This is a genomic window from Paenibacillus sp. MDV22-iso6 (assembly GCF_058408365.1).
The window spans coordinates 36,601-62,625 of record NZ_JBZVDZ010000012.1; the positions used below are offsets into that span (position 1 = coordinate 36,601).

A 26,025-nucleotide genomic window follows, 5' to 3' on the forward strand; every position below is an offset into this window, starting at 1 on the left:
GTATATCCGTTTAATTGGCGATTCGCCTCGGCTTAGATGCCTTGGGAACCTACGTTTTCAATAACTTTATCGATGATACCGTAATCGGCAGCTTCAGCAGCGCTCATAAAGTAGTCACGATCTGTATCTTTCTCAATACGCTCCAGCGGTTGGCCTGAGCGCTCAGCGATGATGCGGTTCAACGTATCACGCATTTTCAGGATGCGGCGGGCACGAATTTCGATGTCCGAAGCTTGACCTTGCGCACCACCAAGTGGTTGGTGAATCATGATTTCGCTGTTAGGCAATGCAAAACGTTTACCTTTGGCACCTGCATTCAACAGGAATGCACCCATCGAAGCCGCCATACCTACACAGATGGTAGATACATCCGGTTTGATGAATTGCATAGTATCGTAAATCGCCATACCGGCTGTAATGGAGCCGCCGGGGCTATTGATGTATAAGTGAATGTCTTTCTCCGGATCTTCCGCAGTAAGGAACAACATCTGTGCCATGATGGAATTCGCCACAACGTCATTTACATCACTGCCAAGGAAGATGATACGATCCTTCAGCAATCTGGAATAGATGTCATAGGCGCGCTCACCGCGGTTGCTCTGTTCAACGACCATTGGAATATAACTCACGTGAAAAACCTCCTCAGAAATGTAAATGTTAATTGGTGTTATATATAAACTGTTACCGTATTACCCACATCATAAACAATTCCAAACAAAAAGTCAAAGAAAGTCAAACTAAGTTTGAAAAAAAAGAAACCTATTCGGTTTCATTGGTTAAGAGTGTTATGAGCTACTAATTAAGAATGGCGCGCCCGCCAAGAATCGAACTTGGATCTCAGGCTTCGGAGGCCTACGTCATATCCATTGGACCACGGGCGCACATTGATTATTGCTGCAAACATAGTTGCATAAAAGCAGTTTTGTAATAGAAGCTTCAAATATGTGACAGCAATAATGATTATAGCTCATGAGTAATTTAATTGCAAGCTGATGTTCGCTGTTTTGGTTTGGAATACCCTGAAATTGATCATGATGAAAATAAGTGGATAAAGAGCGCAAATAGGTAAATGCTAAAAGAGGTTTTGGACATGCCATATGAAAAACCATAGCAAGCAATATGTAGATGAGAATTTTACTTTGCTTCTATATATGGTGTCGAACAGGTTGTTCTCGATCATAGTAGATTGACATTGTGAAAATAGGCGCGTACAAACGCCTGAAACGTGTCGATTTAACGCTTCGAAACACTTGCATGTCACGTCAGTTTTAGGTAGAATAGACGTGGGACTTAAAAAGTTAACCCGGGACGTTTTGGGGCCATGAAAGAAAGCTTGGAACGAGAAGCTTGCGGGAGTGGAAAGCATGCGAACGATTTTAGAAGTGCAAAAGCAGCTTCTGCCTGATCTCATGGATGTCTTGAAGAAGAGGTATACGATTCTGCACCAGATCATGTTATCGGATGTGATCGGACGAAGAACGTTAGCTAATTCCATGCAGATGACCGAGCGGGTTCTGAGGGCTGAGACCGATTTGTTAAAGGCTCAGGGACTTATTGAAATTGACAGTGCAGGCATGAAGATCAGTGAGGCAGGGCATGAATTGCTGCAGCAGTTGGAACCCGTCGCCAAAGAGCTGTTCGGATTATCCGAACTGGAAGAGCGCATCAAGCAAGCCTACGGTCTGCAAAAGGTAGTTGTGGTTCCTGGTGATTCGGACATTTCTCCATTTGCCAAACGGGAACTGGGTAGAGCCGGAGCGAAGGCTCTGGGTAATATTATGACTGATAACGATGTTGTCGCCGTAACTGGCGGTTCAACAACGGCTGGAGTCGCAGAGCAACTGACTCCGCCAACATCGCTGAAAGGTGTCTGGTTTGTACCGGCACGCGGTGGGCTGGGAGAAAGCCTTGAAATTCAGGCCAATACGATTGCATCCACGATGGCAAAACGGGTAGGGGCCCAATACAAACTCCTGCATGTACCGGATTTGCTTAGTGATCATGCTTACGAATCACTAATCCAGGACCCAAGTGTTCAGGAGATTCTGCAGCTGATTCGAAAATCGCGGATCGTCATTCATGGAATCGGTGATGCCGTAGAGATGGCACGGCGCCGTAAACTTGCGACAGAGATCATAGATGAACTTCAGGCGCAAGGGGCCGTATCTGAATCCTTCGGTTATTACTTTAATGATCAGGGTGAGGTGGTACACACCATGCTTACGCTGGGCATGCGACTCCAGGATATTGAACGAACCGATGTCGTGATCGGAATTGCAGGTGGCAAAAGCAAAGCTGCTGCTATTCACTCCGTGCTGCGATTTGGCCAGGAAGATATTCTGATTATTGACGAGGCTGCTGCCGAAGTCATCGTTGCCGAAATGGAATAAGAGTTTACTTTTCACCACAACCATTGTTGTCTTGACGGACTTCACGGTCTGTCTTGAATATATAAGTTTCATAAAAAAAATTAATCAAAACTTGGGAGGAACTTACTCATGATTAAAGTAGGTATTAACGGTTTTGGACGTATTGGACGCTTGGCATTCCGCCGTATTCAAAATGTAGAGGGCATTGAAGTAGTAGCAATCAACGACTTGACTGATGCTAAAATGCTGGCTCATTTGCTCAAATATGATACAACTCAAGGTCGCTTCGATGGCGATGTTGAAGTACACGATGGCTTCTTCAAAGTGAACGGTAAAGAAGTTAAAGTATTGGCTAACCGTAACCCAGAAGAACTTCCTTGGGGCGACCTGGGCGTAGATATCGTTCTGGAATGTACTGGTTTCTTCACAACTAAAGAAGCAGCTGAGAAACACCTGAAAGGTGGAGCTAAGAAAGTTGTTATCTCCGCACCAGCTACTGGCGACATGAAAACCATCGTTTACAACGTAAACCATGAAATCCTCGACGGTACTGAAACTGTAATCTCCGGCGCATCTTGCACAACAAACTGCCTGGCACCTATGGCAAAAACACTGCAAGACAAATTCGGAATCGTTCAAGGTTTGATGACTACAATTCACGCTTACACTGGCGACCAAAACACTTTGGATGCTCCACACCCTAAAGGTGACTTCCGTCGTGCTCGCGCAGCAGCTGAAAACATCATCCCTAACACAACTGGTGCTGCTAAAGCAATCGGTCTGGTTATTCCAGAACTGCAAGGTATCCTCGACGGTGCAGCTCAACGTGTGCCAGTAGCTACTGGTTCCCTGACTGAGCTCGTAACTGTTTTGAACAAAAAAGTAACTGCTGAAGAAGTTAACGCAGCTATGAAAGAAGCTTCCGATCCACAAACTTTCGGATACACTGAAGACGAAATCGTATCTTCCGATATCCAAGGTATCACTTTCGGTTCCCTGTTTGATGCAACTCAAACTAAAGTTCTGACTGTTGGCGACCAACAATTGGTTAAAACTGTAGCTTGGTATGACAATGAAATGTCCTACACTGCTCAACTGGTTCGCACTTTGGAGCACTTTGCAAAAATGATTAAGTAATATCTGCAATAACATAGAGCGGAAACAGATGCTATTGTTTCCGCTCTTTATATATCAACATTTTGCAAATTTCTCAAAAACACCAGGATTGACAAGGGATTTCAGCTCTTGATTGGTCCACCAAATACATGGGTGCGGAGGAAATACAGATGAACAAAAAAAGTGTACGCGATATCGAATTGACAGGAAAACGGGCTTTTGTCCGTGTAGATTTTAATGTGCCGCTCGAAGATGGTAAAATTACAGATGACAAACGTATTCGTGCCACGCTTCCTACGATCAACTACTTGATCGAAAAAGGCGCTAAAGTTATTTTGGCAAGCCACATGGGCCGTCCAAAAGGCGAAGTGGTTGAATCCATGCGTTTGACTCCAGCTGCTGAGCGTTTGTCCGAATTGCTCGGTAAAAAAGTCGTTAAAGCGGATGATTCCGTTGGCGAAACAGTAAAAGCTCAAATCGCTGAACTGAACAATGGCGACGTATTGTTGCTTGAGAACGTTCGTTTCCACGCAGGCGAAGAGAAAAACGATCCTGAATTGGCAAAACAATTTGCTGAACTGGCTGACGTATTCGTTAACGATGCATTCGGCGCAGCTCACAGAGCACACGCTTCGACAGAAGGTATCGCTCATTTGTTGCCAGCAGTATCCGGTCTATTGATGGAGAAAGAACTTGAAGTGTTGGGCAAAGCAATCTCCAACCCTGAGCGTCCTTTCACAGCAATCATCGGTGGTTCCAAAGTTAAAGACAAAATCGATGTGATCGACAACCTGTTGAACATTGCAGACAACGTAATCATCGGTGGCGGCCTGACTTACACGTTCTTCAAAGCACAAGGACATGAAATCGGACAATCTCTGTTGGATGATTCCAAACTGGACGTTGCTCTTGGTTTCATTGAAAAAGCGAAAAAATTGGGCAAAAACTTCTACCTGCCGGTAGATATCGTTGTATCTGACGACTTCAGTGCAAGTGCAAACACACAAATCGTTGGTATCGACGGCATCCCTGCAGACTGGGAAGGCGTGGACATCGGACCGAAAACTCGTGCAATCTATGCTGAAGTGATCAAAAACTCCAAGCTGGTTGTATGGAACGGACCAATGGGCGTATTCGAAATTGAGCCTTTCTCTAACGGTACACGTGAGGTTGCTGAAGCTTGTGCAGAGACAGAAGCATACACCATCATTGGTGGTGGTGACTCCGCAGCAGCAGCTGAGAAGTTCAAATTGGCTGACAAAATGGACCACATCTCTACAGGTGGCGGTGCATCGCTCGAGTTCATGGAAGGCAAAGTGCTTCCTGGCGTAGTTGCATTGAACGACAAGTAAGCTTTAAGCTATAGCATGAAGGAGTTGAAAACCATGAGAACACCGATTATCGCAGGTAACTGGAAAATGTTCAAAACGGTTTCCGAATCCAATGACTTCATTCAGGAAGTTAAAGGAAAAGCGGAAGTTGAAGGCGTAGAGACTGTTATTTGCGCACCGTTTACGAATCTGCCATCCCTGGTAGAAGCCGTTAAAGGCACAAACATCAAAATTGGTGCACAAAATCTTCATTTTGAAGACAACGGTGCATTCACAGGTGAAATCAGCGGCGTGATGCTGAAAGACCTGGGTGTGGATTACGTCATTATTGGTCACTCGGAGCGCCGTCAATATTTTGCGGAAACCGATGAGACTGTCAATAAAAAGTTGCATGCAGCATTCCGTCACGGATTGACTCCAATCTTTTGTCTTGGTGAGACGCTTGAAGAGCGCGAAGCTGATCAAACGAAAGACGTGTGCAAAGTGCAAACGGAAGCTGCTTTTGCAGGTCTGTCCGCAGATCAGGCAGCACAAGTGGTTATCGCTTATGAGCCAATCTGGGCGATTGGTACAGGCAAATCCTCCACTTCCCAAGATGCGAATGAAGTTATTGCTTACATTCGTACGCTGGTGAAGGATCTGTACGACCAAAAGGTAGCAGATGCAGTTCGTATTCAATACGGCGGCAGTGTTAAACCTGAGAACGTAACAGAATACCTCGGACAAAGCGACATCGACGGCGCGCTTGTTGGCGGTGCCAGCTTGCAGCCGGCTTCGTTCATCGCGCTTGTTGAGGGGGCGAAGTAATGACAGCTCCAAAACCTGTAGCACTGATCATTATGGACGGCTTTGGTCTTCGTAACACGGTGGAAGGCAACGCGGTAGCGCAAGCCAAGAAACCGAACTATGACCGTTTTATGAGCCAATTCCCACACACAACTCTCACTGCTTGCGGTGAAGCGGTAGGTTTGCCTGAAGGGCAAATGGGGAACTCCGAGGTAGGTCACCTGAATATTGGTGCCGGCCGGATCGTATACCAGGATTTGACTCGTATCTCCAAATCGATTCGTGACGGTGAATTTTACGACAATGAGACACTCGTTAAAGCTGTTCGCGAAGCGAAACAAAGCGGTAAAAAGCTTCACTTGTATGGTTTGTTGTCCGATGGCGGCGTACATAGTCACATCGACCACTTGTTCGCTATGCTGGATCTCGCCAAAAAAGAAGGAATGAATGACGTATACATTCATGCTTTCATGGATGGCCGTGATGTTATGCCAGATAGCGGTAAAGAGTTCATGCAGAAGCTGATTGCCAAAATCGAGGAAGTCGGTGTAGGACAAATCGCAACGGTTCAAGGTCGCTACTATGCGATGGACCGTGACAAACGTTGGGAACGTGTTGAGAAATCATATCGTGCCATCGTTTATGGTGATGGACCAAAATACACTGATCCACTCAAAGCAGTTGAAGAATCGTATGAAAAATCCGTATTTGACGAATTCGTTGAACCAACGGTTATCGTTAAAGCGGATGGCCAGCCGGTAGGTTTGGTGGAGAGCGGCGATTCCGTCATTTTCCTCAACTTCCGTCCTGACCGTGCGATCCAACTGTCGCAAGTATTCACGAACCAGGATTTCCGTGGTTTCGACCGCGGTCCGAAGTTCCCTGTGGGCTTGCACTTCGTGTGCCTGACCTTGTTCAGCGAGACCGTTGAAGGTTACGTGGCTTACTCGCCTAAAAACCTCGACAACACGCTGGGTGAAGTTCTGGTACAGAACAACAAGAAACAATTGCGTATTGCAGAAACCGAGAAATACCCGCACGTAACCTTCTTCTTCAGCGGCGGCCGTGATGTTGAGCTTCCAGGGGAAACACGCGTGCTGATCAACTCACCAAAAGTTGCAACGTACGACTTGCAGCCGGAGATGAGCGCGTATGAAGTAGCTGACGCATGTGTTCGTGAGATTGAAGCAGACAAACATGACGCCATCATTCTGAACTTCGCTAACCCTGATATGGTTGGACACTCCGGCATGCTGGAGCCTACCATTAAGGCAGTAGAAGTAACAGACGAATGCATGGGCCGTGTTGTGGATGCAGTTCTCGCTAAAGGCGGCGTTGTGCTGATTACTGCGGATCATGGTAACGCGGATATGGTGTTCGATGAGCAAGGACGTCCGTTCACTGCTCACACAACGAACCCGGTTCCACTCATCGTTACAGATGCTAACGTTACCCTGCGTGAAGGCGGAATCCTCGCGGATATCGCTCCAACGATTCTTGACCTGATGCAATTGCCTAAACCGGCTGAAATGACAGGTGCATCTGTCATCGCTACCGGTAAATAATATAATTTTAATAGGTTATTGAATAAGGCCTAAGTTGAACCTTAACGAAGCGGGCAGAACCGATCTGTAGAAGCGAAGCGTTCGCCTTTATCACATGATTTCAACTTATAAAAACAATTTCAAAGAAATCAGGGGATAACAGCGATCGGAAGACGGTACTGCATGCGGAGTGGCCTGGTGAAACTCAACTATTCTGAACGTATTAAAATAAAATTCCAAATTAAAAGGAGATTATCACTCATGACTATTATTTCTGACGTGTACGCTCGCGAAGTCCTCGACTCCCGCGGTAACCCTACAGTTGAAGTTGAAGTATACCTGGAGTCCGGCGCAATCGGACGCGCTATCGTTCCATCCGGTGCATCTACTGGTGCCCACGAAGCTGTTGAGCTTCGCGATGGCGACAAATCCCGTTACCTGGGTAAAGGCGTTCTGCAAGCTGTTAAAAACGTAAACGAAACAATCGCTCCAGAAGTAATCGGTATGGATGCATTGGATCAACTGGGTATCGACAAATTGATGATCACTTTGGATGGTACGCCAAACAAAGGTAAACTGGGTGCTAACGCAATCTTGGCTGTATCCATGGCAGTAGCTCGCGCAGCTGCTGACGCTTTGGATCTACCATTGTACGTTTACCTGGGCGGATTCAACGCTAAAGTACTGCCAGTACCAATGATGAACATCATCAATGGTGGTGAGCATGCTGACAACAACATCGATGTTCAAGAGTTCATGGTTCTTCCAGTTGGAGCACCAAGCTTCAAAGAAGCTCTTCGCGTAGGTGCGGAAATCTTCCACAACCTGAAATCCGTACTAAGCTCCAAAGGCCTGAACACAGCTGTTGGTGACGAAGGCGGCTTCGCACCGAACCTTGGTTCTAACGAAGAAGCAATCACTACAATCATCGAAGCGATTGAAAAAGCAGGTTACAAACCAGGCGTTGACGTATTCCTGGGTATGGACGTAGCTTCCACTGAGTTCTACAAAGATGGTAAGTACACACTTGCTGGCGAAGGTAAATCTTACACTTCCGCTGAGTATGTTGACCTTCTGGCTTCATGGGTTGAGAAATACCCAATCATCACAATCGAAGACGGTATGTCCGAAGATGACTGGGATGGTTGGAAATTGCTCACTGAGAAATTGGGAGACAAAGTACAACTCGTTGGTGATGACCTGTTCGTAACGAACACAGAGCGTCTGGGTAGAGGTATCGAACAAGGTATCGGTAACTCCATCCTGATCAAAGTTAACCAAATCGGTACATTGACTGAAACATTCGATGCAATCGAAATGGCTAAACGTGCAGGATACACTGCTGTAATCTCTCACCGTTCCGGTGAGTCCGAAGACAGCACAATCGCTGACATCGCTGTTGCAACAAACGCGGGTCAAATTAAAACGGGTGCTCCTTCCCGTACAGACCGTATCGCGAAGTACAACCAATTGCTCCGCATCGAGGATCAACTGGGCGAACTGGCTCAATACAATGGTCTCAAAGGTTTCTACAACCTCAAAAAATAAGTTGTCTTACGACAACTCATGGGCAAGCCGGGTAACCGGCTTGTCTTTTTTATTAAGTTGATTTTAATTACTAAAGAAGATTAAAAGGGTTGAAAATGTTGGCTATATCTCAGTAATTGAGGAAATGCCACTACTTGTATCACGTTAATAGCTGTGTTACAATTAAAGTAACTGTTTTTATGGTGAGATGTTATGCCCACATGGGTAGGAGGTGGAAAGAATGGATATTGCTTTGAAATTGCTGCTCGTGGTGTTTTCGATCGGTCTAATCACTGTAGTATTGCTGCAGCACGGGAAAAGCGCTGGTTTGGCGGGTGCCATCTCCGGTGGTGCGGAACATCTTTTCGGTAAAACGAAAGCGCGCGGACTGGATCTTTTCCTGCAACGTGCAACAGTTGTACTGGGTGCAGGATTCTTCATTTTGTCTATCATCGTTACGGTTGTCTCCAAGTAAGAGTTGGAGTGCCTTATGTAACGCGATAGTTTCGAGCAGGAACGCTTGAATGATTAACCTTCGTTTCGAGAAGAAACGGAGGTTTTTTAATAAATTCATTCATAACCAGTCTTTTCCAATGAACTACATGATTCTGATCTTCGATTTCTTCTCACTTCCGTTCGGTTACCTTCCTACATATTCGCCCTGTTCTGGGCCGATTCTTTTCTGTCTTTTCGAGAGCAAAACACATGTAGCATAAATGCTGTTATGATGCATGAAAGCGCGGTTATGCAAGGGGCCATGCATGCTTGGTTTATTTTGCAGGGTACGGATGCGCCGGATTGAATTCGTGTATACTAGGGTATGAGATAGTGAGGCCTGAGTTAAATGGCTTTTCTATTTGTAAGGTTTCTGATACATAGAGAGATGAAACAAGATTACACTTTTATGTTTCCCGAGGTGAATATTAATGATAACAGAACAACAATTGCTCGACTTCATGCGGGATACCGCTTATAAACCGATGACTTATCAGGAACTGGAACAGCACTTCGAGATTGAAGACGCGGCTGATTTCAAAGCCTTTTTAATTATGCTTAATACGTTGGAGGAATCCGGCAAAGTCTTGCTGACTCGCAATAACCGCTACGGCATGCCAGAACGTATGGATTTGGTGCGCGGACGTTTGCAGGCTCATGCGAAGGGGTTTGCTTTCCTCATCCCTGAGGATCGGGAACACCCGGATGTGTACATCCATGCCAATGATATGAAAAGCGCGATGAACGGAGATACGGTATTTGTTAAAGTGACTTCTCAAGGTCCTTCCGGTGGGCGTTTGGAGGGCGAGATTGTCCGTATTGTTACCCGTGCGGTCACGCAAGTGGTCGGTGTATTCCAAAGCCACGAGGTTTATGGCTTCGTCATTCCGGACGACAAGCGGATTAACCGGGATATCTTCATCCCACGGACGAACTTTAATGGAGCTGTTGATGGGCAAAAAGTTGTTGCGAAAATCGTCAGCTATCCAGAGGGCCGGGCAGCAGCAGAAGGTGAAGTGATCGAGATTCTCGGTCATAAGGATGAACCGGGCATTGATATTTTGTCAGTGATCCGTAAACATCAGCTGCCTGAAGCTTTCCCGGATGAAGTGGTGGAAGAATCCGAAAAAGCACCGGATGCCATTACGGAAGAAGAAATTATCCAGCAAGGTCGCCGCGATCTGCGTGGGTTGAATATCGTTACGATTGATGGCGAAGACGCGAAGGATCTCGATGACGCTGTCAATGTGGAGAAACTACCTAACGGTAACTATCGTCTGGGCGTTCATATTGCCGATGTAGGCTATTATGTGCAGGAGAACTCCAAGCTGGACCAGGAAGCGTACAATCGGGGATGCAGCGTGTATCTGGTGGACCGTGTTATTCCGATGCTTCCGCAACGGTTGTCCAACGGGATCTGTAGTTTGAACCCGCAGGTAGACCGCTTGACCCTGTCTTGTGAGATGGAGTTCAACGACCAGATGAAGGTTGTGAAACACGACATTTTCACAAGTGTTATCAAGACCAAAGAGCGGATGACGTATTCCAACGTTCGTAAAATTCTTGAAGGTGAAGAGCCTGAATTGTTGGAGCGTTACAAGGACCTAGTGGATGATTTCCACTTGATGAAAGAGATTGCTTTGAAGCTTCGTGCGATGCGTATGCGCCGCGGTGCGGTTGACTTTGATTTTGAAGAATCCAAAATCATCGTGGATGAAGAATGCAAACCAGTCGATATCGTGAAACGGGAGCGTTCGATTGCGGAGCAAATCATTGAGGAATTCATGCTGGCAGCCAATGAAACGGTAGCAGAGCATTTCCACTGGTTGAAGGTTCCGTTCATTTATCGTGTGCATGAAGATCCAGATCAGGAAAAACTGCAAAATTTTCTCGCCTTTGCGGCGAATTTCGGACACCACGTCAAAGGACGTGGCAACGCGATTCATCCACGGGCGCTTCAATCCCTTCTTGAGGATATCAAAGAAACGAAAGAACAAACCGTTATTAGTACAATGATGCTGCGTTCCATGAAACAGGCGAAGTATGATTCTGAGATGTCTGGTCACTTTGGTCTGGCGGCAGAGTTCTACAGTCACTTCACATCACCGATCCGTCGTTATCCCGACCTCGTCATTCACCGTGTTATTCGGGAAGTGATTGAGAACAATGGGGCTTTGCCTGAGAACCGTCAGGAGTATTTGGCTGGACGTATGGCCGATATTGCGCAACAGTCTTCGGAACGCGAGCGAGTGGCGGTTGAAGCTGAGCGCGATACAGAGAAAATGAAGAAAGCCGAGTATATGCTTGATAAGGTCGGCGAAGAGTTCGAAGGCATGATCAGCAGTGTTACCAGCTTCGGTATGTTCATTGAACTGGAAAATACGGTAGAGGGTCTGATTCGCCTGAGTGCGCTCACAGACGACTATTACCATTTTGACGACCAACATATGGCTCTGATTGGCGAACGCACCTCCAAGGTCTTCCGCATCGGTGATGAGGTGAAGATTCGTGTAGCGCGTGTGAGCATGGAAGAGTACACGATTGACTTTGAAATGGTTGACATGAAACCTCGCGGCGAACGTCCAGGTGGCTTCAGCGGTGGACGTGGCGGTAAAGGTGGACGTCCTGCTGGTGGCGGAGCACGCGGCGGCGCGAAGAGTGGTTCTGGTGGATTCAGTGGCTCGCGTGGTGGTAAAGGCGCGCCAATCGGTGCTGGAGGCAGCCGTGGCGGCAGATCAGCCGATGAAAGCAGCAAAGGCGGACGTGGCGGTCGTAGCGGAGCTTCGAACACAGTAGGAAGCGCGGGTGGCAAAGGTGGCGGCAAACCGAGAGGTGAGCGTCGTGCTGGAGATGCCGGCGGATCAGCAGGCCGGAGCAAGGGAGCGGTAAGCTTTGGTTTTGGTTCGGGCAAAGGTGGTTATAGCTCTACCGCAGGTGGCCAGGAAGGCACTTCAGCTAGTGGACAAGGGAATGCTCTGAACAGCGGCAGCAGTCGTGGTGAAGGAAGCTTCAAATCCGGTAAAGGCGGAGGTAAAGGTGGCAAAGGCGGTAGTGGACGCAAAAACACCTCACCTAGCGGTGTGTTTATCGGAGAAGGAGCTACACCGGGCGGTGTTCAGGAAGGCGGAGCACCACGCCGTAAGCGCAAGAAGAGTAAAGGCGCACCAGCCAACGGAACGGCGGCTTTTGTACGGAAGAAGAAAAAGTAATCGCGTTTCGCTGAGCATGAAATGAGTGTAATGGGAAGGGGCGGCGCAGACCGCCTCTTTCTTGATTTTAACAGCGGTCCTTGCTACAATTAAGGTCTGGCATGTGGTACCTGAGGAAATGTATGGTGCGCTGCTGTAGAGCATAGGTACCGGCTTATTTTACGGAGAAGGAGTGAGGACATGGGCAAGAATGATGGACAGAGTAAAGTGCTTGCACAGAATAAAAAGGCTTCCCATGACTACTTCATTGAAGATACGTATGAAGCGGGCATGGTGCTTACCGGAACGGAGATTAAATCTCTTCGTAACGGCCGTGCGAATATTGGAGATGCATTTGCCACGATTCGGAACGGTGAGATTCATATTCACAATATGCATATTAGTCCTTTTGAACAAGGGAACCGTCATAATCCAATTGATCCAACACGTACACGCAAACTGCTGATGCATAAAGTGCAGATTCACAAGCTGCTTGGGCTGTCGAAGCAGGATGGATACAGCATTGTACCGCTGAAGATCTATATTCGTAACGGGTATGCGAAGCTATTGCTCGGACTGGGTAAAGGTAAGAAGCAGTATGATAAACGGGAGTCTGCTGCAAAACGCGATGCACAACGTGATATTCAACGGGTACTGCGCGAGAAGCAGAAAGTTGCTCGTTGATTGGGTTGCTATGTGTTGAATGACGCATGGTAAGTTAGTTAGTGATAAGCAGGTTATGCTAGAAATTAGGATCTCAGGTTTTACCCGTAGTTGGGTAGAGCTTGGGATTTTTGTTTTGATTAGAGGTCCCAGTTACGGTGGTCTGTCAGATTTTTGTGCCAGGTCTGATAGGAGATACAACACTTTGCCATGTAACCTGTCTATTAAGATGTTAGGTTAGTAAAAGTTAAAACTGTATGGTTTATTGGCAAGGTTGATGGAGTAAGTTTGCAGATGGCTGCGTAGTTTGTTCGGATCGTGGGTAAGATAGTTAAGTGGAACTGTTTGTGAATCGTTGGCATTCGGTACTCAACTTTACTTCCCTTGAGGGACGCGGTATAATATGTAGACGCTTGAGCATCATATGTGTGTTGGTTAAACTTGCACAGTTGCTCAGTCTGCTGGAACGTCTTCCAGCACTCTGTACTATATCGGTGATTGTTCCTGTGTTATGATGTTCTTGTAGCAGACAGGAATGCCGAGTTTGAAAGAAGCATCTTTTTACCTTGGAGGAAAAAGATGTGCAGCACCTTTGCTCCGTATTCACGGATTAATCCTGGAGCCCTTCTTATATGAGGGGGCGTTTATGGATTCGACGGGGATAGTTCGAGCATGGGTAGCGGGTAGTGGGGACGCGTCCGCTTCATCAACGCTAAAGCCTATTAAACGGCAAACAACAAACAAACTACGCTTTCGCAGCCTAAGAAACTGTGTGCGTGCTTCTAACCTGCATCGCCCATGTGACAGGATTAGGGGCTAACAAGTAGTGGGATACGCTGTCACATCTCCGCCTGGGGTGTGCTGAAGAAGACAATCAGGCTGACCCAACGTATAGCCGGTTACGGGGCGATACTCGGGTGACATCAAAACTGTGACTACACCCGTAGAAGCTTATGTGTCGTTATCTTCGGACAGGGGTTCGACTCCCCTCGCCTCCATTTTAAAAACCCGCTCAGTGAGCGGGTTTTTTTCATTTATATGGTGATTTGTAGACGATATGTAGACGGAAGGGTTATATAAGTATAGATTTAGCGAACATTGTAGACCTGGTGCCTACAATATTTTATTATTTAAGGATATGGTTATAGTCTAGCATTTCATAGTTGAGATGAAGTCAAAGTCTAGATTTTAATGATTAATTTTTTTATATGTTGCTCTTGTGTCCCCAAGATACTTAAGGGTACAGCTGGCGATTGTTGAGTAGTAGTGGGAGCCACATATCTTATTGGAATCAAATAAGTATGGGAAATGGAGTGCGGTATATGGATATCAAATTTTTAGCCCAAGGGTATCAGAGAACAGAGGAAGATAACCAAATAGGAGAGATTTTAAAGCAATCATTTTTAGATGTAAGATATAACGATTTTATGGGTTTTATTGCTTTTGTAACAGAGGGTGGTATTAACCGAGTTATGAACGAATACATATCTTTTTCAAAAAAACATGGGAACAGGTCGCGATTATTTATTGGAGTAGATCAAGAAAGTACACCGAAAACTGCACTAGATCTGTTATTACTTTTAGGGTTTCCAGTTTACATTTTTCATAACTTAAATCCATCTGTCATTTACCATCCAAAAATTTACATATTTAAAGGTGTTGAGAATAACCGAGTAATTATTGGCTCCTCAAACCTTACAGGGACAGGACTGTTCAGTAGTATTGAAGCTTCAATAATGATAGATTTTACAAAAGAAGAAGAAGAAGAGCGCAAAATAATTTCTGCTATTGAAAAATACTTCGATGGTTTTGTTACAGTTCCTCCAACCAACCCGAACTTACAATTACTTTCAACAGAATTAATAGATGGACTTGTTGAGGCTGGGATAGTACCAGAAAAAAGAAAGAGGAATGTAACATATTCTATAGCAAAAGATAGAGAAACAAGTGAAATAAGAGAGAAACTGACTAATTATTTTCCAATAACGGCTGCAAAAAAATTACCACCTAGGATAAAGAATGTAATACCTGGTGTGGAACTTGGAGATGTTGAAGATGACTCCTTGGATGTACTAAAAAGTGAACTGACATCAGTACCAGTTCCAGTAGTAGCACCAACACGAGTGCGATCCCTTGTATGGAGAAAATCTAATCTTCCCAGATCAGATGCTCAATTTATTCCTATTGGAAAAGGCAGCAGCAATCTAACAGGGAATTTAAAATTGGCACAAGCGAAATTCAGAGATAATTCTGGAAAAATAATAGATCAAAAGACTTATTTTAGAAATAATGTTTTTGGAGCGTTATCATGGAACAGAGTATCAAAATATGGTAATACATCAGTATACGAAACAGCAAGTGCCCTATTTCATATTGAAATCAAAGGAGTTAGTTGTGGGGAGTTTCAATTAAATATAAGCCATGATCTGGGTAGAGTCGCGGGTCAAGGGAATATTCCTACAATAATACATTGGGGTACCGCGATGCCAACTATTAGAAGTAATAATCTTACAGGTCTTGATTTAGAACTTTATAACTTATCTGGAACAAATGAATATGTAATCACTATAAGTTAGTTGAAATTGTTATGGGATTAATATTATCGAGAAAGATTAAAGGCGGTGCACTACGATGGAATATACATTAGATAAATTAGTGGAGAACTTCAGAAAAAATATTAGTACTTTCAAAGATAACAAGGCAAAATATAACGAACACTCAACCAGAGTTGAATATATTGATCCCCTCTTAGAGCTTATGGGATGGGATGTGAAAAATACTAAAGGGCTATCTCCAGGGATTAGAGAGGTCATTCCTGAAAATTATTCAAAACAAGGTAGTAGACCTGACTATACTTTTACAGTCAGAGGAGTTAAAAAATTTTTTCTTGAGGCAAAAAAGCCAGGTATAGACTTGTTAAATGAGCAATCACCTGCATTACAAGCGAGAAGCTATGGAGTTTCGGCTGGACACTACATCTCAGTTTTAACTAATTTTGAGCACTTACTAATTTATGATACAACCGTGATACCTAATGAGAAAGACAATCCAAGAGTTGCCCTTCTTAAAGTTTTTCATTTTGAGGAATATATACAGAAATGGGACGAGATTGTATCACTAATTGGACGTAATACTGTCTATAGTGCAAAATTTGAAGAGAATTTTAAAGACTTTACGAAAAACCGCACGATCATCTCTATTGATCAATACTTTTTAACTCAAATAAATGGATGGCGAATTTTACTCGCTAATGATTTGTATAACAAGAATCCAGATTATACGTTGGAGTATATTAACGATTCAATTCAGGATTTCATTAACCAAATGATTTTTTTAAGAATATGTGAAGATAGAAATTTACCAACGTATCATAGGCTCCAGGAAACAATAGCAGAAGAAGATACCCTAAAAGACCAATTAATCGAGGTACTAAGGGATGCTGATACTAGGTATGATTCTGGGTTGTTTTCTAACAATGAGCTTGTGTTGGATTTAAAGAATGAAATTATCCATAGTATAATAGAAAGTCTGTATTTTCCTAAGAGTGTTTTTGCTTTTAACGTGATAGAGGCTAACATTCTTGGAGACATTTATGAACTTTTTTTGGCTGAAAAATTAGTTATTATTGATAATGTTATTACGTTGGCTAAAAAGGCTGAAAATTTAAATAGAGATATTGTCTCTACACCATATGAAATTGTTAAATATATGGTAGAAAAATCACTAGGACCACTTTGTATTGGAAAAAATCCTGATCAAATACTAAAACTTAAAATAGCTGATATCGCCTGCGGTTCTGGAATATTTTTGACCGAGATCTTTAACTATCTTTTAGAATATAATAAACAGTGGTATTTTGAAAATGATAAGAATCATTTGATTGAAGGAGAGAATGGAGACTACTTCCTTCCCTTTACTGAAAAGCGTGAACTATTAATATCTTGTGTTTACGGAATTGATATTGATCCCAGCGCTGTTGAAGTAGCCAAATTTAGTCTTTTGTTAAAACTTCTTGAAGGCGAGACTACTCCTACTTTAGGTAATTCGAATAAATTGTTACCTACGTTAACTGAGAATATTAAAGTAGGTAATTCCCTAGTTGAATATAGCCATATTCGAGGTAAGAATATAAGCCTTATAGATAAAATAGCATTGTCTCCTTTTGAATGGAAATTTAAGAGTGAGGAGATTTCATTTGATGCTATAATTTGTAATCCTCCTTATGTAGCAACTTCTGATATGAAAAGTATACTCCCCAGCGAGGAAATTAATGTTTATGAAAAAAAATATTCTTCATCATTTAAACAATATGACAAATATATGATATTCCTCGAAAGGGCAATACAAAAAGTGAAAAAAGAAGGGTTTGTATGTTTCATAATCCCTAACAAATTCTCAAAGATCATTGCAGGCAAGAATCTAAGAGATTTATTGACAAGTGAGTCTTATGTAAAAGAATTTATTGATTTTGGATCAGCACAGCTTTTTAAACAGAAAAACGTTACAGTTTATAGTTCAATCTTACTCTTGAAGAAAGAACGAAATAGTACATTTGATTTTGAGGAAGTATTCAACTTACAAGAATGGTGGGCAACTCAGGAAGGAACAAAAAGAAATAAAGTCGTTGTTAATAGCAATATTATTAAAGATACTCCATGGGTACTTGTTTCAGATAAGAGCAAAGCAGAATTAGTTAACAAGTTATATACAAATTCATCACTCTTGGGCGAAGCTAAGTTAGCTGATATTTTTAATGGAATCCAAACAAGTGCAGAACGACCTGTGCCTATTTACTGGTTTAGTGCCGAAGAGATAGAAAACAGAGGGGATAATGAAATAGTTATTAAAGTGGCAAGAAATGGTAAGTCATATTTTATAGAAAAAGATATTCTTAAACCCTTTTTTAAACCGACAAAACACTATGAAAAAAATCTTAAAACTTATGATGTGGTAACTCCTAGTAAGTGGATTATATTCCCTTATGATGTTAATGGTAAATTGCTAAGTGAGGAGATAATGAAACGAAACTACTCTGGTACGTGGGAATACCTTCTTGACCATTATGATAATTTACTACCAAAACAAATTTCTGGAAATAAAAACGGACGGGATGTACCACATGCAAATAAAGGTACGTGGTATCACTATGGTAGGATTCAAGCACTTACAAGATTCATAAATACACCAAAACTTATCGTTGGCATACTCAGCAAAAATCCACTATACTTGTATGATGATCAAGATATGCTGATAGCATCTGGTGGGACAGCAGGCTATTGTTCTATAGCTGAAAGTGCAGAAAGTCAATATAAATTAGAATTCATACAAGCCGTATTAACTCATCCTGCAATTGATTGGCTATGTAGTATTATTGGTAGTGATTTTGACAATGATTTTTATTCAAGAGGAACTTCTGTTTTGCAAAGATTACCTATTGTTAATGTGGATTTTAACGACACAAAACAGTTGCAACTATATAACGATATCATCTCTGATACCCAAAGGATTAACGAGATAAATAAATATTTATCCGGGAATACCTTGGAGCGCAGAAGTAGGTCTGTATTGGAAAGCGAAAAAGAGGTACTAATTAATCAAATTAGTGAGAATGTTTCTGATTTGTATGGAATTAAAGAGTTAATGCACGTAATAAAGTGAGGGTTAGTTATGAAATTAATGGCTCAGAATACAGAGCAAAAATTGCGTGGGGGCTACTATACCCCAAAAGAGCTATCTGATTTCATTGTTAAGTGGGCATTTGACGATGGACTAAAAAAAACAGTATTGGAGCCGAGTTGCGGAGATGGAGCATTTCTTGAAAGCTTAGTCAAGCTAAAGGCTGATGAAGTTATAAGTTGTACAGGTGTAGAACTTGATCCTGCTGAGGCGGAAAAGTCAAAGTTAGTTATAAAAGATAAACCTGATTTTAGAGTTATAACTGATGATTTTTTTAATGTTTTTGAGAGTACTTTGGTTCATAATGAATATGATCTAGTAGTTGGAAATCCCCCATATATTCGCTATCAATATTTAACGCCTAACCAAAGGGAAGTGCAGTCTCAAATACTGATAAACAATCAAATGAGAGCGAACAAGTTAATTAACGCTTGGGTCTCTTTTGTTGTTGCGTCGGTGCAACTCCTTAAGTTTGGGGGGAAGATTGGTTTAGTTATTCCAGCAGAACTTTTGCAAGTTGCTTATGCAGAAAATTTACGACTATTCCTTGTAAACAGTTTATCTAAAATTACTGTAATCACTTTTACCGAATTGGTTTTTCCGGATGTTCAGCAAGAGGTTGTTGTTTTGTTAGGTGAAAAAGGGACTGATGTAACTGGTGATAATCGTATATCACTAGTAGAGCTTTCTAATCTTCAAGATTTGGAGAAATTAGATTTGAGTTCTCCGACTGAATATAAAGAGGTTGATCATAACTCTGAGAAGTGGACTCAATACTTTCTCTCAAATGATGAAATAAACCTTGTAAGGCAGATCAGGTCGGATAAACGGTTTAACTCCTTCTGGGAGATCGCTCAGATAGATATAGGGATTACAACCGGTAATAATAAATATTTTTCAGTGTCTAAAGATGTGGTTGAACGTTATGATTTATCCTCAGTTTCACTTCCATTAATTGGAAGGAGCGCTCATGCATCAGGTATCTTTTTTGATTATGAAAACTGGCAAGATAATGTTAATAAAGATTTACTTGCTCAATTGGTGTACTTTCCTGATGTTGCGATAGATCAGCTTTCCCCTCTGCAACAGGAGTATGTAAGGTGGGGAGAAGAGAATGGACATAATAAAGGCTATAAACTTGGACTTAGAAGGAATTGGTACCATATCCCTTCTGTGTGGAAGCCGGATGCTTTCCTTTTAAGAAGAAATGACTTATTTCCGAAATTTGTACTAAATAAGATTGAGGCAGTAAGTACAGATACAATGCATCGTATTCGCTTTAATGAGGGTTATGATGCTAATAAGGTTTTGCTTTCATATTATAACAGTGTTACTTTAGCCTTTACAGAGATTGAGGGAAGAAGTTATGGTGGTGGGGTTTTAGAAGTACTGCCAGGTGAAGTTGAAAAAATCAGGCTTCCTGATCTTCAACACTTTGATACCAAACTGACAATGGAACTTCTAGATAAAATTAATTATACAATTAAAAATAACATTGAAATTGAGCCTTTGCTTGATGAAATTGATAAAATTGTATTAGTTAAATTTTTGGGAATTAAGCAAAGTGTGGTTAATCATTATAGGGTTATTTGGAAGAAATTAATGGAAAGAAGAAGGCGGAGAAAATAAAAAGAAAACAGGCGGTATGTTTCATTATTCTAAATGAAACATACCGCCTGTTTTTATTGATTTTATAATAGACTAAGTGATCGTCCGACTGATATATCTTATTACTAATCGTTAAATTAGTTGAAGTATTTATATATTATGCTACTGTATAGTGTTTACCAGAGTTCTAGTATCTATATAGGAGTGATGAGGGTGGCCCTTTTTAATGAAGAACTAAAAATTCTTTTCTCACAAGCGCTAATGATAGATTCAAATTCCAAACTTTTAACTGATTTGTCGGAAAATTATTCTACTATTTCAGAGTTAGTAAGTACTTCTGAGATAGAACTAAAGATGAGGATAGGAAATACGGGCAATAGAGCAAAGCAAATAATTTCGATTTTGAGTCTTTTCAGAATTTTGCAAATTCAAGAAGTAAGTGATCAGTATATTAGAACGCCTAGTGATGTAGTAACACACTTAGTTGCAGACTATAAATTTGCTCATAAAGAATACTTTATTGGGATCTTCTTGAACAGCAAAAATAAAGTGATTCACAATGAAGTAATATCTATAGGTACACTAAACGCTTCCATCGTCCATCCTAGAGAAGTATTCAATGCAGCTATTAGGCATTGTAGTGCTTCTCTTATTTGTGTTCATAACCATCCTAGTGGCGACCCTACACCTTCTCAGGAGGATATCCAGATAACAAAGCGATTGGTTGAAGCAGGGAATATCATTGGTATTGACGTGTTGGATCATGTAATTATAGGGGGAGATCGTTTTTATAGCTTGAAAGAACACGGACATATGTGACGTGTTCTTTTGTTTTATGGAAAGGAGGTGAGGGAACTTGATTAAAAAGCCAGTATCAGTAATTGTAGAGACATTAAATATGGCAACAGGAACATTGGTTGGAGGGGCTGCAGGAGCTAGTGTTGGAACGTTGGTTTTACCTGGTGTTGGGACAGCAATAGGATACCTCTTGGGGGCAAGGATGGGCATAAGAGTTGCAACTAAACTTAAAAGCTAGGAGAGTGATGGAATGATTAACCGTTGGAAACAAGCGCAAAATGCTGCTTCTGATGCCATTGTAAAAACGTTGGAAAATGGATTCGACTTATTCAAAACCGCAAAAGATTTACATGAGAAGCATAGTAGTAGGGAAAGTGAGTCTAAGGATGTAATTAAGCTGTATGAGAAAAACCAGCAGTAGCAATCTACATCTAATAAAGAGGTGGCCACTAAATATGGGGGCCACCTCTTTATTTTTTATCTTTAAATATGAGAAGTTGTTGAATGAAATGATAAACATCTTTTTGTTCTTCTGTTGTTCTTCCATTTAGTTCATAGACAATTCTATCAATGAATTCTGTAGTAATTATGCTTTCTTGTTTAAGATCAGATTCAAAAATATCTTTGATATCAATCAACAGAGCTGAAGCGATTTTGTCTATCACTGATATAGTAGGGCTCTTTTCGCCACGTTCTATTTGTCCCAGATAAGATGTGTTTAACCCAGCTTTGAGGGCTAATCTTTCTTGACTCAGTCCCCTTTTTTGTCGTGAGTTTCTTATATTTTCCCCAACAAGTGCGTTAATTTTATTCATTCATACCACCTGTTTCCTAAGAGATACTATAAGGAAACGATAATGGTATAATCAGAACACCTCAACGTGCTATAGTCACTTATTAAATAAGTTTCTAAAAGCATTGAATATGTAGTTCATTTTACCTATAATCAAGTAAGTGCTTTGTAATTTATGTAATTATATCTAAATTCATTAGGGGAGAATATTATGAAAAAGGCTGTATTTCTTATGTTGTTGGTTGTTCTAGCTGGGTGTAGCACAGAAACCGACCAAGTTGTTCAGGATGTAACTTCAAAAGTACAAGATCAAATCAGTAATATCTCAGATCAAAGCAATGAGAATGTGCTGAATGTAAAGAATGGGCACTTTCAATCTTATCCCGATAAATCAATTGGTGAGGCATTTGACCGATTTTTCGAGGGCAATACGTGGAAATATTTCAAGGCAGAATCGGGCGAGGACGTGGTAGAATTCACGGGATATACGGAGTATAGAGATGCAAAGGTTAAAGCCAGGCTTCAATTTATTTTAAATGGAACTAGCACCTTTGAAACAGCAGCACTTTCCTTCAATGATGTTCCGCAAGATAACATGGTTAGAGCCGCATTGCTTAAAAGTATTTTCGAGAGAAAGGTTAATGAGTTAGAGATTGAATCTACGTCACTTAGTAATAATGAAATCGCAACTGGATCAGAAGAGAAAAGCGAGGAAATAGCGAAAGAAACTGAGAGTGAACAAGCTATTTCATCTAAGAAAGATGTATTTTCTAAACTAAGTTATGACGAAAAGAAGAAGCTAAATCTATTCTTCAGCAATTTAAGTGAAGCTTACTTTAGCCAGTTCAACAAGGATAATTATGATGTAGAGCAATTAATTGATTTTGCAGTCGTACATAACAAAATCAATTACGCAAATCGAGTAAAAACGACTCAGGTTAAAGGTGGATCTTATGATGAACTTGACAGTAAGCATGTAATTGATACAGTAAAAAGGTTTTTCGGGATTGAAATCAAGGCAAAGGCAACGGAGGTATATCCATTAGAGGGACGAGACTATCAGTGGCCCTCTGCTGATGGTGAGCAGTATATGAACTTCTCTCAGATTAATAATTTCTACGATAACGGTAACGGTACATTTACAGCAGAAATCCAAATATATACTTCTGATTTTGAGAGCCAAGGAGAGAGTGTTTTGTACGAACCTAAGGATGAGGCATGGGGAAATGATATAGGATATGATAACTACGGAACTGCTACTGCTGTTGTAAAGAAGGCGAAGTTGTTAAATAAGGATACGTACCAAGTTATTGAATATAAAGTTATAAATAAGTAGAGATAATAATGAATGGAGATGTGGATCAGTTGCCTGGTTTAGTTACTGAAATTAATGATGATAAAACAGAACTGCTAGTCCCTATTAACGGGTTTAAAAAATATTATTTCTTTCTTATTGCTTTTGGAGGAATTGTATCAATAAGCGGTGGATTATTCTTGATGTGTGCAGGCATGGTTATTGGTTGGGCGCTAGCATATCTGATAACAAACGGCATTGCAGGATTTAGAGTATTGAAAATGAATTTTAAAACATACCCGTTACAAATTGAGATTTCAAATGACGAACTTTATGAGCAACTTAATTCTACTTTCTCTCATCCAGACTTTAAAGTAGAGATAAGAAAAAATGGTGTTTACTTCATCTTCAAGGGGAGATCTCAGCATCGAATTTGGATTGATAGTAAGAAGAGTGAATTTTCAATAATTTCTAAGATGAAAAGTTCGGTATTCAATAAACATAATTTAGGGATTAAAGAGTTGATGTACGCTTATGCAGCGACACCAATAATCATACCGGCAATTAACAATGTGCTACTCTTGAAAGATACCGATCAGGGGCATAATGAAAATTAACTGAACTCACCAGAAGATATCAATTATCTTCTGTTTTTTTTGTCTCTATAATATCCAAGTAGCTCAATGTCGATAATATTCATTGACTAGTTGAAGTATATTATGTTAGGAGACAAATGATGAGGTATAATCACTATTTAAATCCAGAGGACAGAAAGTTAGTGTTGGATACATTTATTATTGGAGATGACAAGAGTGAAGTGAAAGAAAGTACAGAGGAAGAAATTTTACAGTCAGCTCTTATAATTTGTATAGATCACATGCCAGATGAGTTGCAGAGTTTAATTATTCAAAGCGATAGAATCACTGCATTTAGAAATAGTATGATAGAACATCTGAAGATTAACAGTTACATCATAAAAAAAATTGTTGACGCAGAAGACAGGGAAAAAAACAGTGATGGCTTCAAAAAAATGTCTGATTACATTAATGGATATGAGGAACGAAATATACTAGGGGTAATAAATTCATCAAAATCAAGTCGTACATTCCAAAAGGCAGTGGAGGGAATTATAAGCAAGTACTTTAAAATTGAAAATAGAACTTCGAACTCTGAAAATATTACTGGATATAAAGACAATCTTTATATTCCGTTTCTAGCAAAACCTTTTATTTTTTTTATAACTTGGATAAGCACTCTGGATAAATTAGACAGAGAAGATCTGAGCATTAAGGAACTACGCAATATATTTATAAGTGTTATAGAGAATTATACAGAAGAGCAACAGCTAGTAAGTAAATACTTATTTGAAAAAGAATATAATGTTGATCTATTTGAATCAATTAGAAAAAATATTATATATTTTCCTGCTAATCAGAGAGAGAAAGTTATAGAACTTCTAAGTTTGATATCTATTTTACCCAACGTGAATTTTAGACCTCAGTTAGTAGAAATGATGTGTAGATTATTACTTAATAAAGATTATAATGAGAATGATAAAGTTGGGCATTATGGATACTATACTTCGGATGATTTCGCAGATAAAATAAATATTCTTCAAGAAGCTATTTTATACTTAGCCTTCATAACGATACCTTTAGCAGAAATATACTTTTACGATCTGATAGATAAGAACTGTTTAGAAATCAATATTAATGAGAAGTATTCAGAGGAAACGGAAGGTGATCTGTCGCATATACTAAAAGCAATTGAAAATTATAGCGGCTTAATAGATTCATTAGTGAACTTTCATCTTAAAGACTTTGTACAAAAACAAACGGAGATGAAACAAAATAAGAAAGTAGAGTCAGAAGACAGTTTATTGGATGATCATATGGAATATAAAACGGCAATAACTAATTTTATTGGAGCAGTGAAATCAGAATTTAATTTATAAGCTTAAGAGGAAAAGACACAATTCGAGGAATTGTGTCTTTTCTTATACAATGAGATGTTTAATGATCAATTAAAAGTGTGAATGCTGTTGTACTATTTTTACGGTTGATTATCAGTTGAAATATATGCGGTGTGTTGAACTTTGTGAAATAACGATAAATGAGAATAATACCTCAATTCAAAAAAAGATATATTATACCATAAAAATCAGGGTTACATAGTATCATTTTGGGGCAACACTCTGCAACACTTCGATTGGATGATAGGTATATTATTAATTTTGTACTCAACATCCAAAGGAGCTGAACATTGAATGAATACTAATAACAAATCAGAGCTAGCGTATTACCTTAAGAACCTTGATCGTGCTGAAGTAAAGAAGATAAATGATTTAACTAAAGGAGAAAACAAAATTAGTTTGCTCGCACACAGTTCAAGTTTATCTCACACTACATTATTTGGGGTGAACAGAAAACCGTATATAGTAGTTGTCGCTATAATTACTGAGAACAGCCGTGCATACTACGGAGATTTCGGAAACGGATCATTGCAGTTTGGCAATCATTCAATTGATGAGGATTTTGTAAGAGTGATTATTGATTCAAGAAATACTCTAAATAAGAAGATGTGTGTTCACTATAACAATAATACTTCTTCATATAGCACTAAAGACGAAGTCAATAATAATCTTATTTTTATGTATGTAGAAACCAAAGATTATGCTCATTACTGTCTTTATGATGGGCTAGTAATGGGGAAATTCTCAGAAATCTATGTTCGTGAATCTAGCGCTAAAGAATCACTTAGGACAATTACAACTTCTACAATAAGAAGAATGTTTCCCGAACACGCTAATGAACACTTTTATGGGGAGTGAATTAGTA

At 40.8% G+C, this 26,025-nt stretch carries 21 protein-coding genes, 1 tRNA gene and 1 other RNA gene; 20 read left to right on the forward strand and 3 right to left on the reverse strand.

Going from position 1 to position 26,025, the window contains the following annotated elements; translation table 11 throughout:
• Positions 1 to 32: 32 nt before the first annotated feature.
• Complete coding sequence (gene clpP, locus AC4PM4_RS26955) at positions 33 to 629, reverse strand: ATP-dependent Clp endopeptidase proteolytic subunit ClpP (protein ID WP_063566492.1); 597 nt, start codon at positions 627 to 629, stop codon at positions 33 to 35.
• Positions 630 to 806: 177 nt separating this feature from the next.
• A tRNA-Arg gene (locus AC4PM4_RS26960) sits at positions 807 to 881 on the reverse strand.
• Positions 882 to 1,364: 483 nt separating this feature from the next.
• On the opposite strand from AC4PM4_RS26960, the gene AC4PM4_RS26965 reads away from it, so the two are divergent.
• From AC4PM4_RS26965 to AC4PM4_RS27040, 16 genes are all read left to right on the forward strand, one after another.
• Entirely contained in the window at positions 1,365 to 2,390 is a 1,026-nt protein-coding gene (locus AC4PM4_RS26965) for a sugar-binding transcriptional regulator (RefSeq protein ID WP_063566491.1), read from the forward strand.
• Positions 2,391 to 2,498: 108 nt separating this feature from the next.
• Complete coding sequence (gene gap, locus AC4PM4_RS26970; protein WP_024629503.1) at positions 2,499 to 3,506, forward strand: type I glyceraldehyde-3-phosphate dehydrogenase; 1,008 nt, start codon at positions 2,499 to 2,501, stop codon at positions 3,504 to 3,506.
• Positions 3,507 to 3,655: 149 nt separating this feature from the next.
• Complete coding sequence (locus tag AC4PM4_RS26975) at positions 3,656 to 4,837, forward strand: phosphoglycerate kinase (RefSeq protein ID WP_024629502.1); 1,182 nt, start codon at positions 3,656 to 3,658, stop codon at positions 4,835 to 4,837.
• Positions 4,838 to 4,870: 33 nt separating this feature from the next.
• A complete protein-coding gene (gene tpiA / locus AC4PM4_RS26980) occupies positions 4,871 to 5,623 on the forward strand; it encodes a triose-phosphate isomerase (RefSeq protein ID WP_063566490.1) in 753 nt (250 codons plus the stop codon).
• The gene (gene gpmI / locus AC4PM4_RS26985; RefSeq protein WP_491614943.1) at positions 5,623 to 7,167 is read left to right on the forward strand and encodes a 2,3-bisphosphoglycerate-independent phosphoglycerate mutase; all 1,545 of its coding nucleotides are present in this window, start codon (positions 5,623 to 5,625) and stop codon (positions 7,165 to 7,167) included. The genes tpiA and gpmI overlap by 1 nt, the downstream gene beginning before the upstream one ends.
• 240 nt (positions 7,168 to 7,407) lie before the next feature.
• Positions 7,408 to 8,694, forward strand: a complete 1,287-nt coding sequence (gene eno, locus AC4PM4_RS26990) for a phosphopyruvate hydratase (protein WP_063566488.1) — start codon at positions 7,408 to 7,410, stop codon at positions 8,692 to 8,694.
• Positions 8,695 to 8,914: 220 nt separating this feature from the next.
• Positions 8,915 to 9,148, forward strand: a complete 234-nt coding sequence (gene secG / locus AC4PM4_RS26995) for a preprotein translocase subunit SecG (protein WP_024629498.1) — start codon at positions 8,915 to 8,917, stop codon at positions 9,146 to 9,148.
• A gap of 451 nt (positions 9,149 to 9,599) precedes the next feature.
• Positions 9,600 to 12,377: a ribonuclease R gene (gene rnr, locus AC4PM4_RS27000; RefSeq protein ID WP_491614944.1), complete on the forward strand. Its 2,778-nt coding sequence runs from the start codon at positions 9,600 to 9,602 to the stop codon at positions 12,375 to 12,377.
• Between the two features lie 180 nt (positions 12,378 to 12,557).
• On the forward strand, positions 12,558 to 13,040 hold the full coding sequence (gene smpB, locus AC4PM4_RS27005) for an SsrA-binding protein SmpB (RefSeq protein WP_024629496.1): 483 nt from the start codon (positions 12,558 to 12,560) through the stop codon (positions 13,038 to 13,040).
• Positions 13,041 to 13,655: 615 nt separating this feature from the next.
• Positions 13,656 to 14,020: a transfer-messenger RNA gene (gene ssrA / locus AC4PM4_RS27010) on the forward strand.
• A 321-nt stretch (positions 14,021 to 14,341) separates the two neighbouring features.
• Complete coding sequence (locus AC4PM4_RS27015; protein WP_491614945.1) at positions 14,342 to 15,595, forward strand: hypothetical protein; 1,254 nt, start codon at positions 14,342 to 14,344, stop codon at positions 15,593 to 15,595.
• Positions 15,596 to 15,650: 55 nt separating this feature from the next.
• Positions 15,651 to 18,677, forward strand: coding sequence for an Eco57I restriction-modification methylase domain-containing protein (locus AC4PM4_RS27020; protein WP_491614946.1), 3,027 nt, complete (start codon positions 15,651 to 15,653; stop codon positions 18,675 to 18,677).
• 9 nt (positions 18,678 to 18,686) lie between these two features.
• A complete protein-coding gene (locus AC4PM4_RS27025; RefSeq protein WP_491614948.1) occupies positions 18,687 to 20,324 on the forward strand; it encodes an N-6 DNA methylase in 1,638 nt (545 codons plus the stop codon).
• Between the two features lie 192 nt (positions 20,325 to 20,516).
• A complete protein-coding gene (locus AC4PM4_RS27030; RefSeq protein ID WP_491614949.1) occupies positions 20,517 to 21,122 on the forward strand; it encodes a JAB domain-containing protein in 606 nt (201 codons plus the stop codon).
• 37 nt (positions 21,123 to 21,159) lie between these two features.
• The gene (locus AC4PM4_RS27035; RefSeq protein WP_491614950.1) at positions 21,160 to 21,339 is read left to right on the forward strand and encodes a hypothetical protein; all 180 of its coding nucleotides are present in this window, start codon (positions 21,160 to 21,162) and stop codon (positions 21,337 to 21,339) included.
• A 12-nt stretch (positions 21,340 to 21,351) separates the two neighbouring features.
• Positions 21,352 to 21,522, forward strand: coding sequence for a hypothetical protein (locus tag AC4PM4_RS27040; RefSeq protein WP_491614951.1), 171 nt, complete (start codon positions 21,352 to 21,354; stop codon positions 21,520 to 21,522).
• Between the two features lie 49 nt (positions 21,523 to 21,571).
• On the opposite strand, the gene AC4PM4_RS27045 is transcribed toward AC4PM4_RS27040, so the two are convergent.
• Entirely contained in the window at positions 21,572 to 21,916 is a 345-nt protein-coding gene (locus tag AC4PM4_RS27045; RefSeq protein WP_491614952.1) for a helix-turn-helix domain-containing protein, read from the reverse strand.
• Between the two features lie 189 nt (positions 21,917 to 22,105).
• Between AC4PM4_RS27045 and AC4PM4_RS27050 the strand changes: the two genes are divergently transcribed.
• The 4 genes from AC4PM4_RS27050 (at position 22,106) to AC4PM4_RS27065 (ending at position 26,018) form a co-directional block, all read left to right on the forward strand.
• Complete coding sequence (locus AC4PM4_RS27050) at positions 22,106 to 23,230, forward strand: hypothetical protein (RefSeq protein ID WP_491614953.1); 1,125 nt, start codon at positions 22,106 to 22,108, stop codon at positions 23,228 to 23,230.
• Positions 23,231 to 23,238: 8 nt separating this feature from the next.
• Positions 23,239 to 23,805 carry a hypothetical protein gene (locus tag AC4PM4_RS27055; protein WP_491614954.1) on the forward strand — a complete coding sequence of 189 codons (567 nt, stop codon included), beginning with the start codon at positions 23,239 to 23,241 and terminating at the stop codon, positions 23,803 to 23,805.
• 119 nt (positions 23,806 to 23,924) lie between these two features.
• Positions 23,925 to 25,142 carry a hypothetical protein gene (locus AC4PM4_RS27060; protein WP_491614955.1) on the forward strand — a complete coding sequence of 406 codons (1,218 nt, stop codon included), beginning with the start codon at positions 23,925 to 23,927 and terminating at the stop codon, positions 25,140 to 25,142.
• A 312-nt stretch (positions 25,143 to 25,454) separates the two neighbouring features.
• Positions 25,455 to 26,018, forward strand: coding sequence for a hypothetical protein (locus AC4PM4_RS27065; protein WP_491614956.1), 564 nt, complete (start codon positions 25,455 to 25,457; stop codon positions 26,016 to 26,018).
• The last annotated feature ends 7 nt before the right edge of the window (positions 26,019 to 26,025 follow it).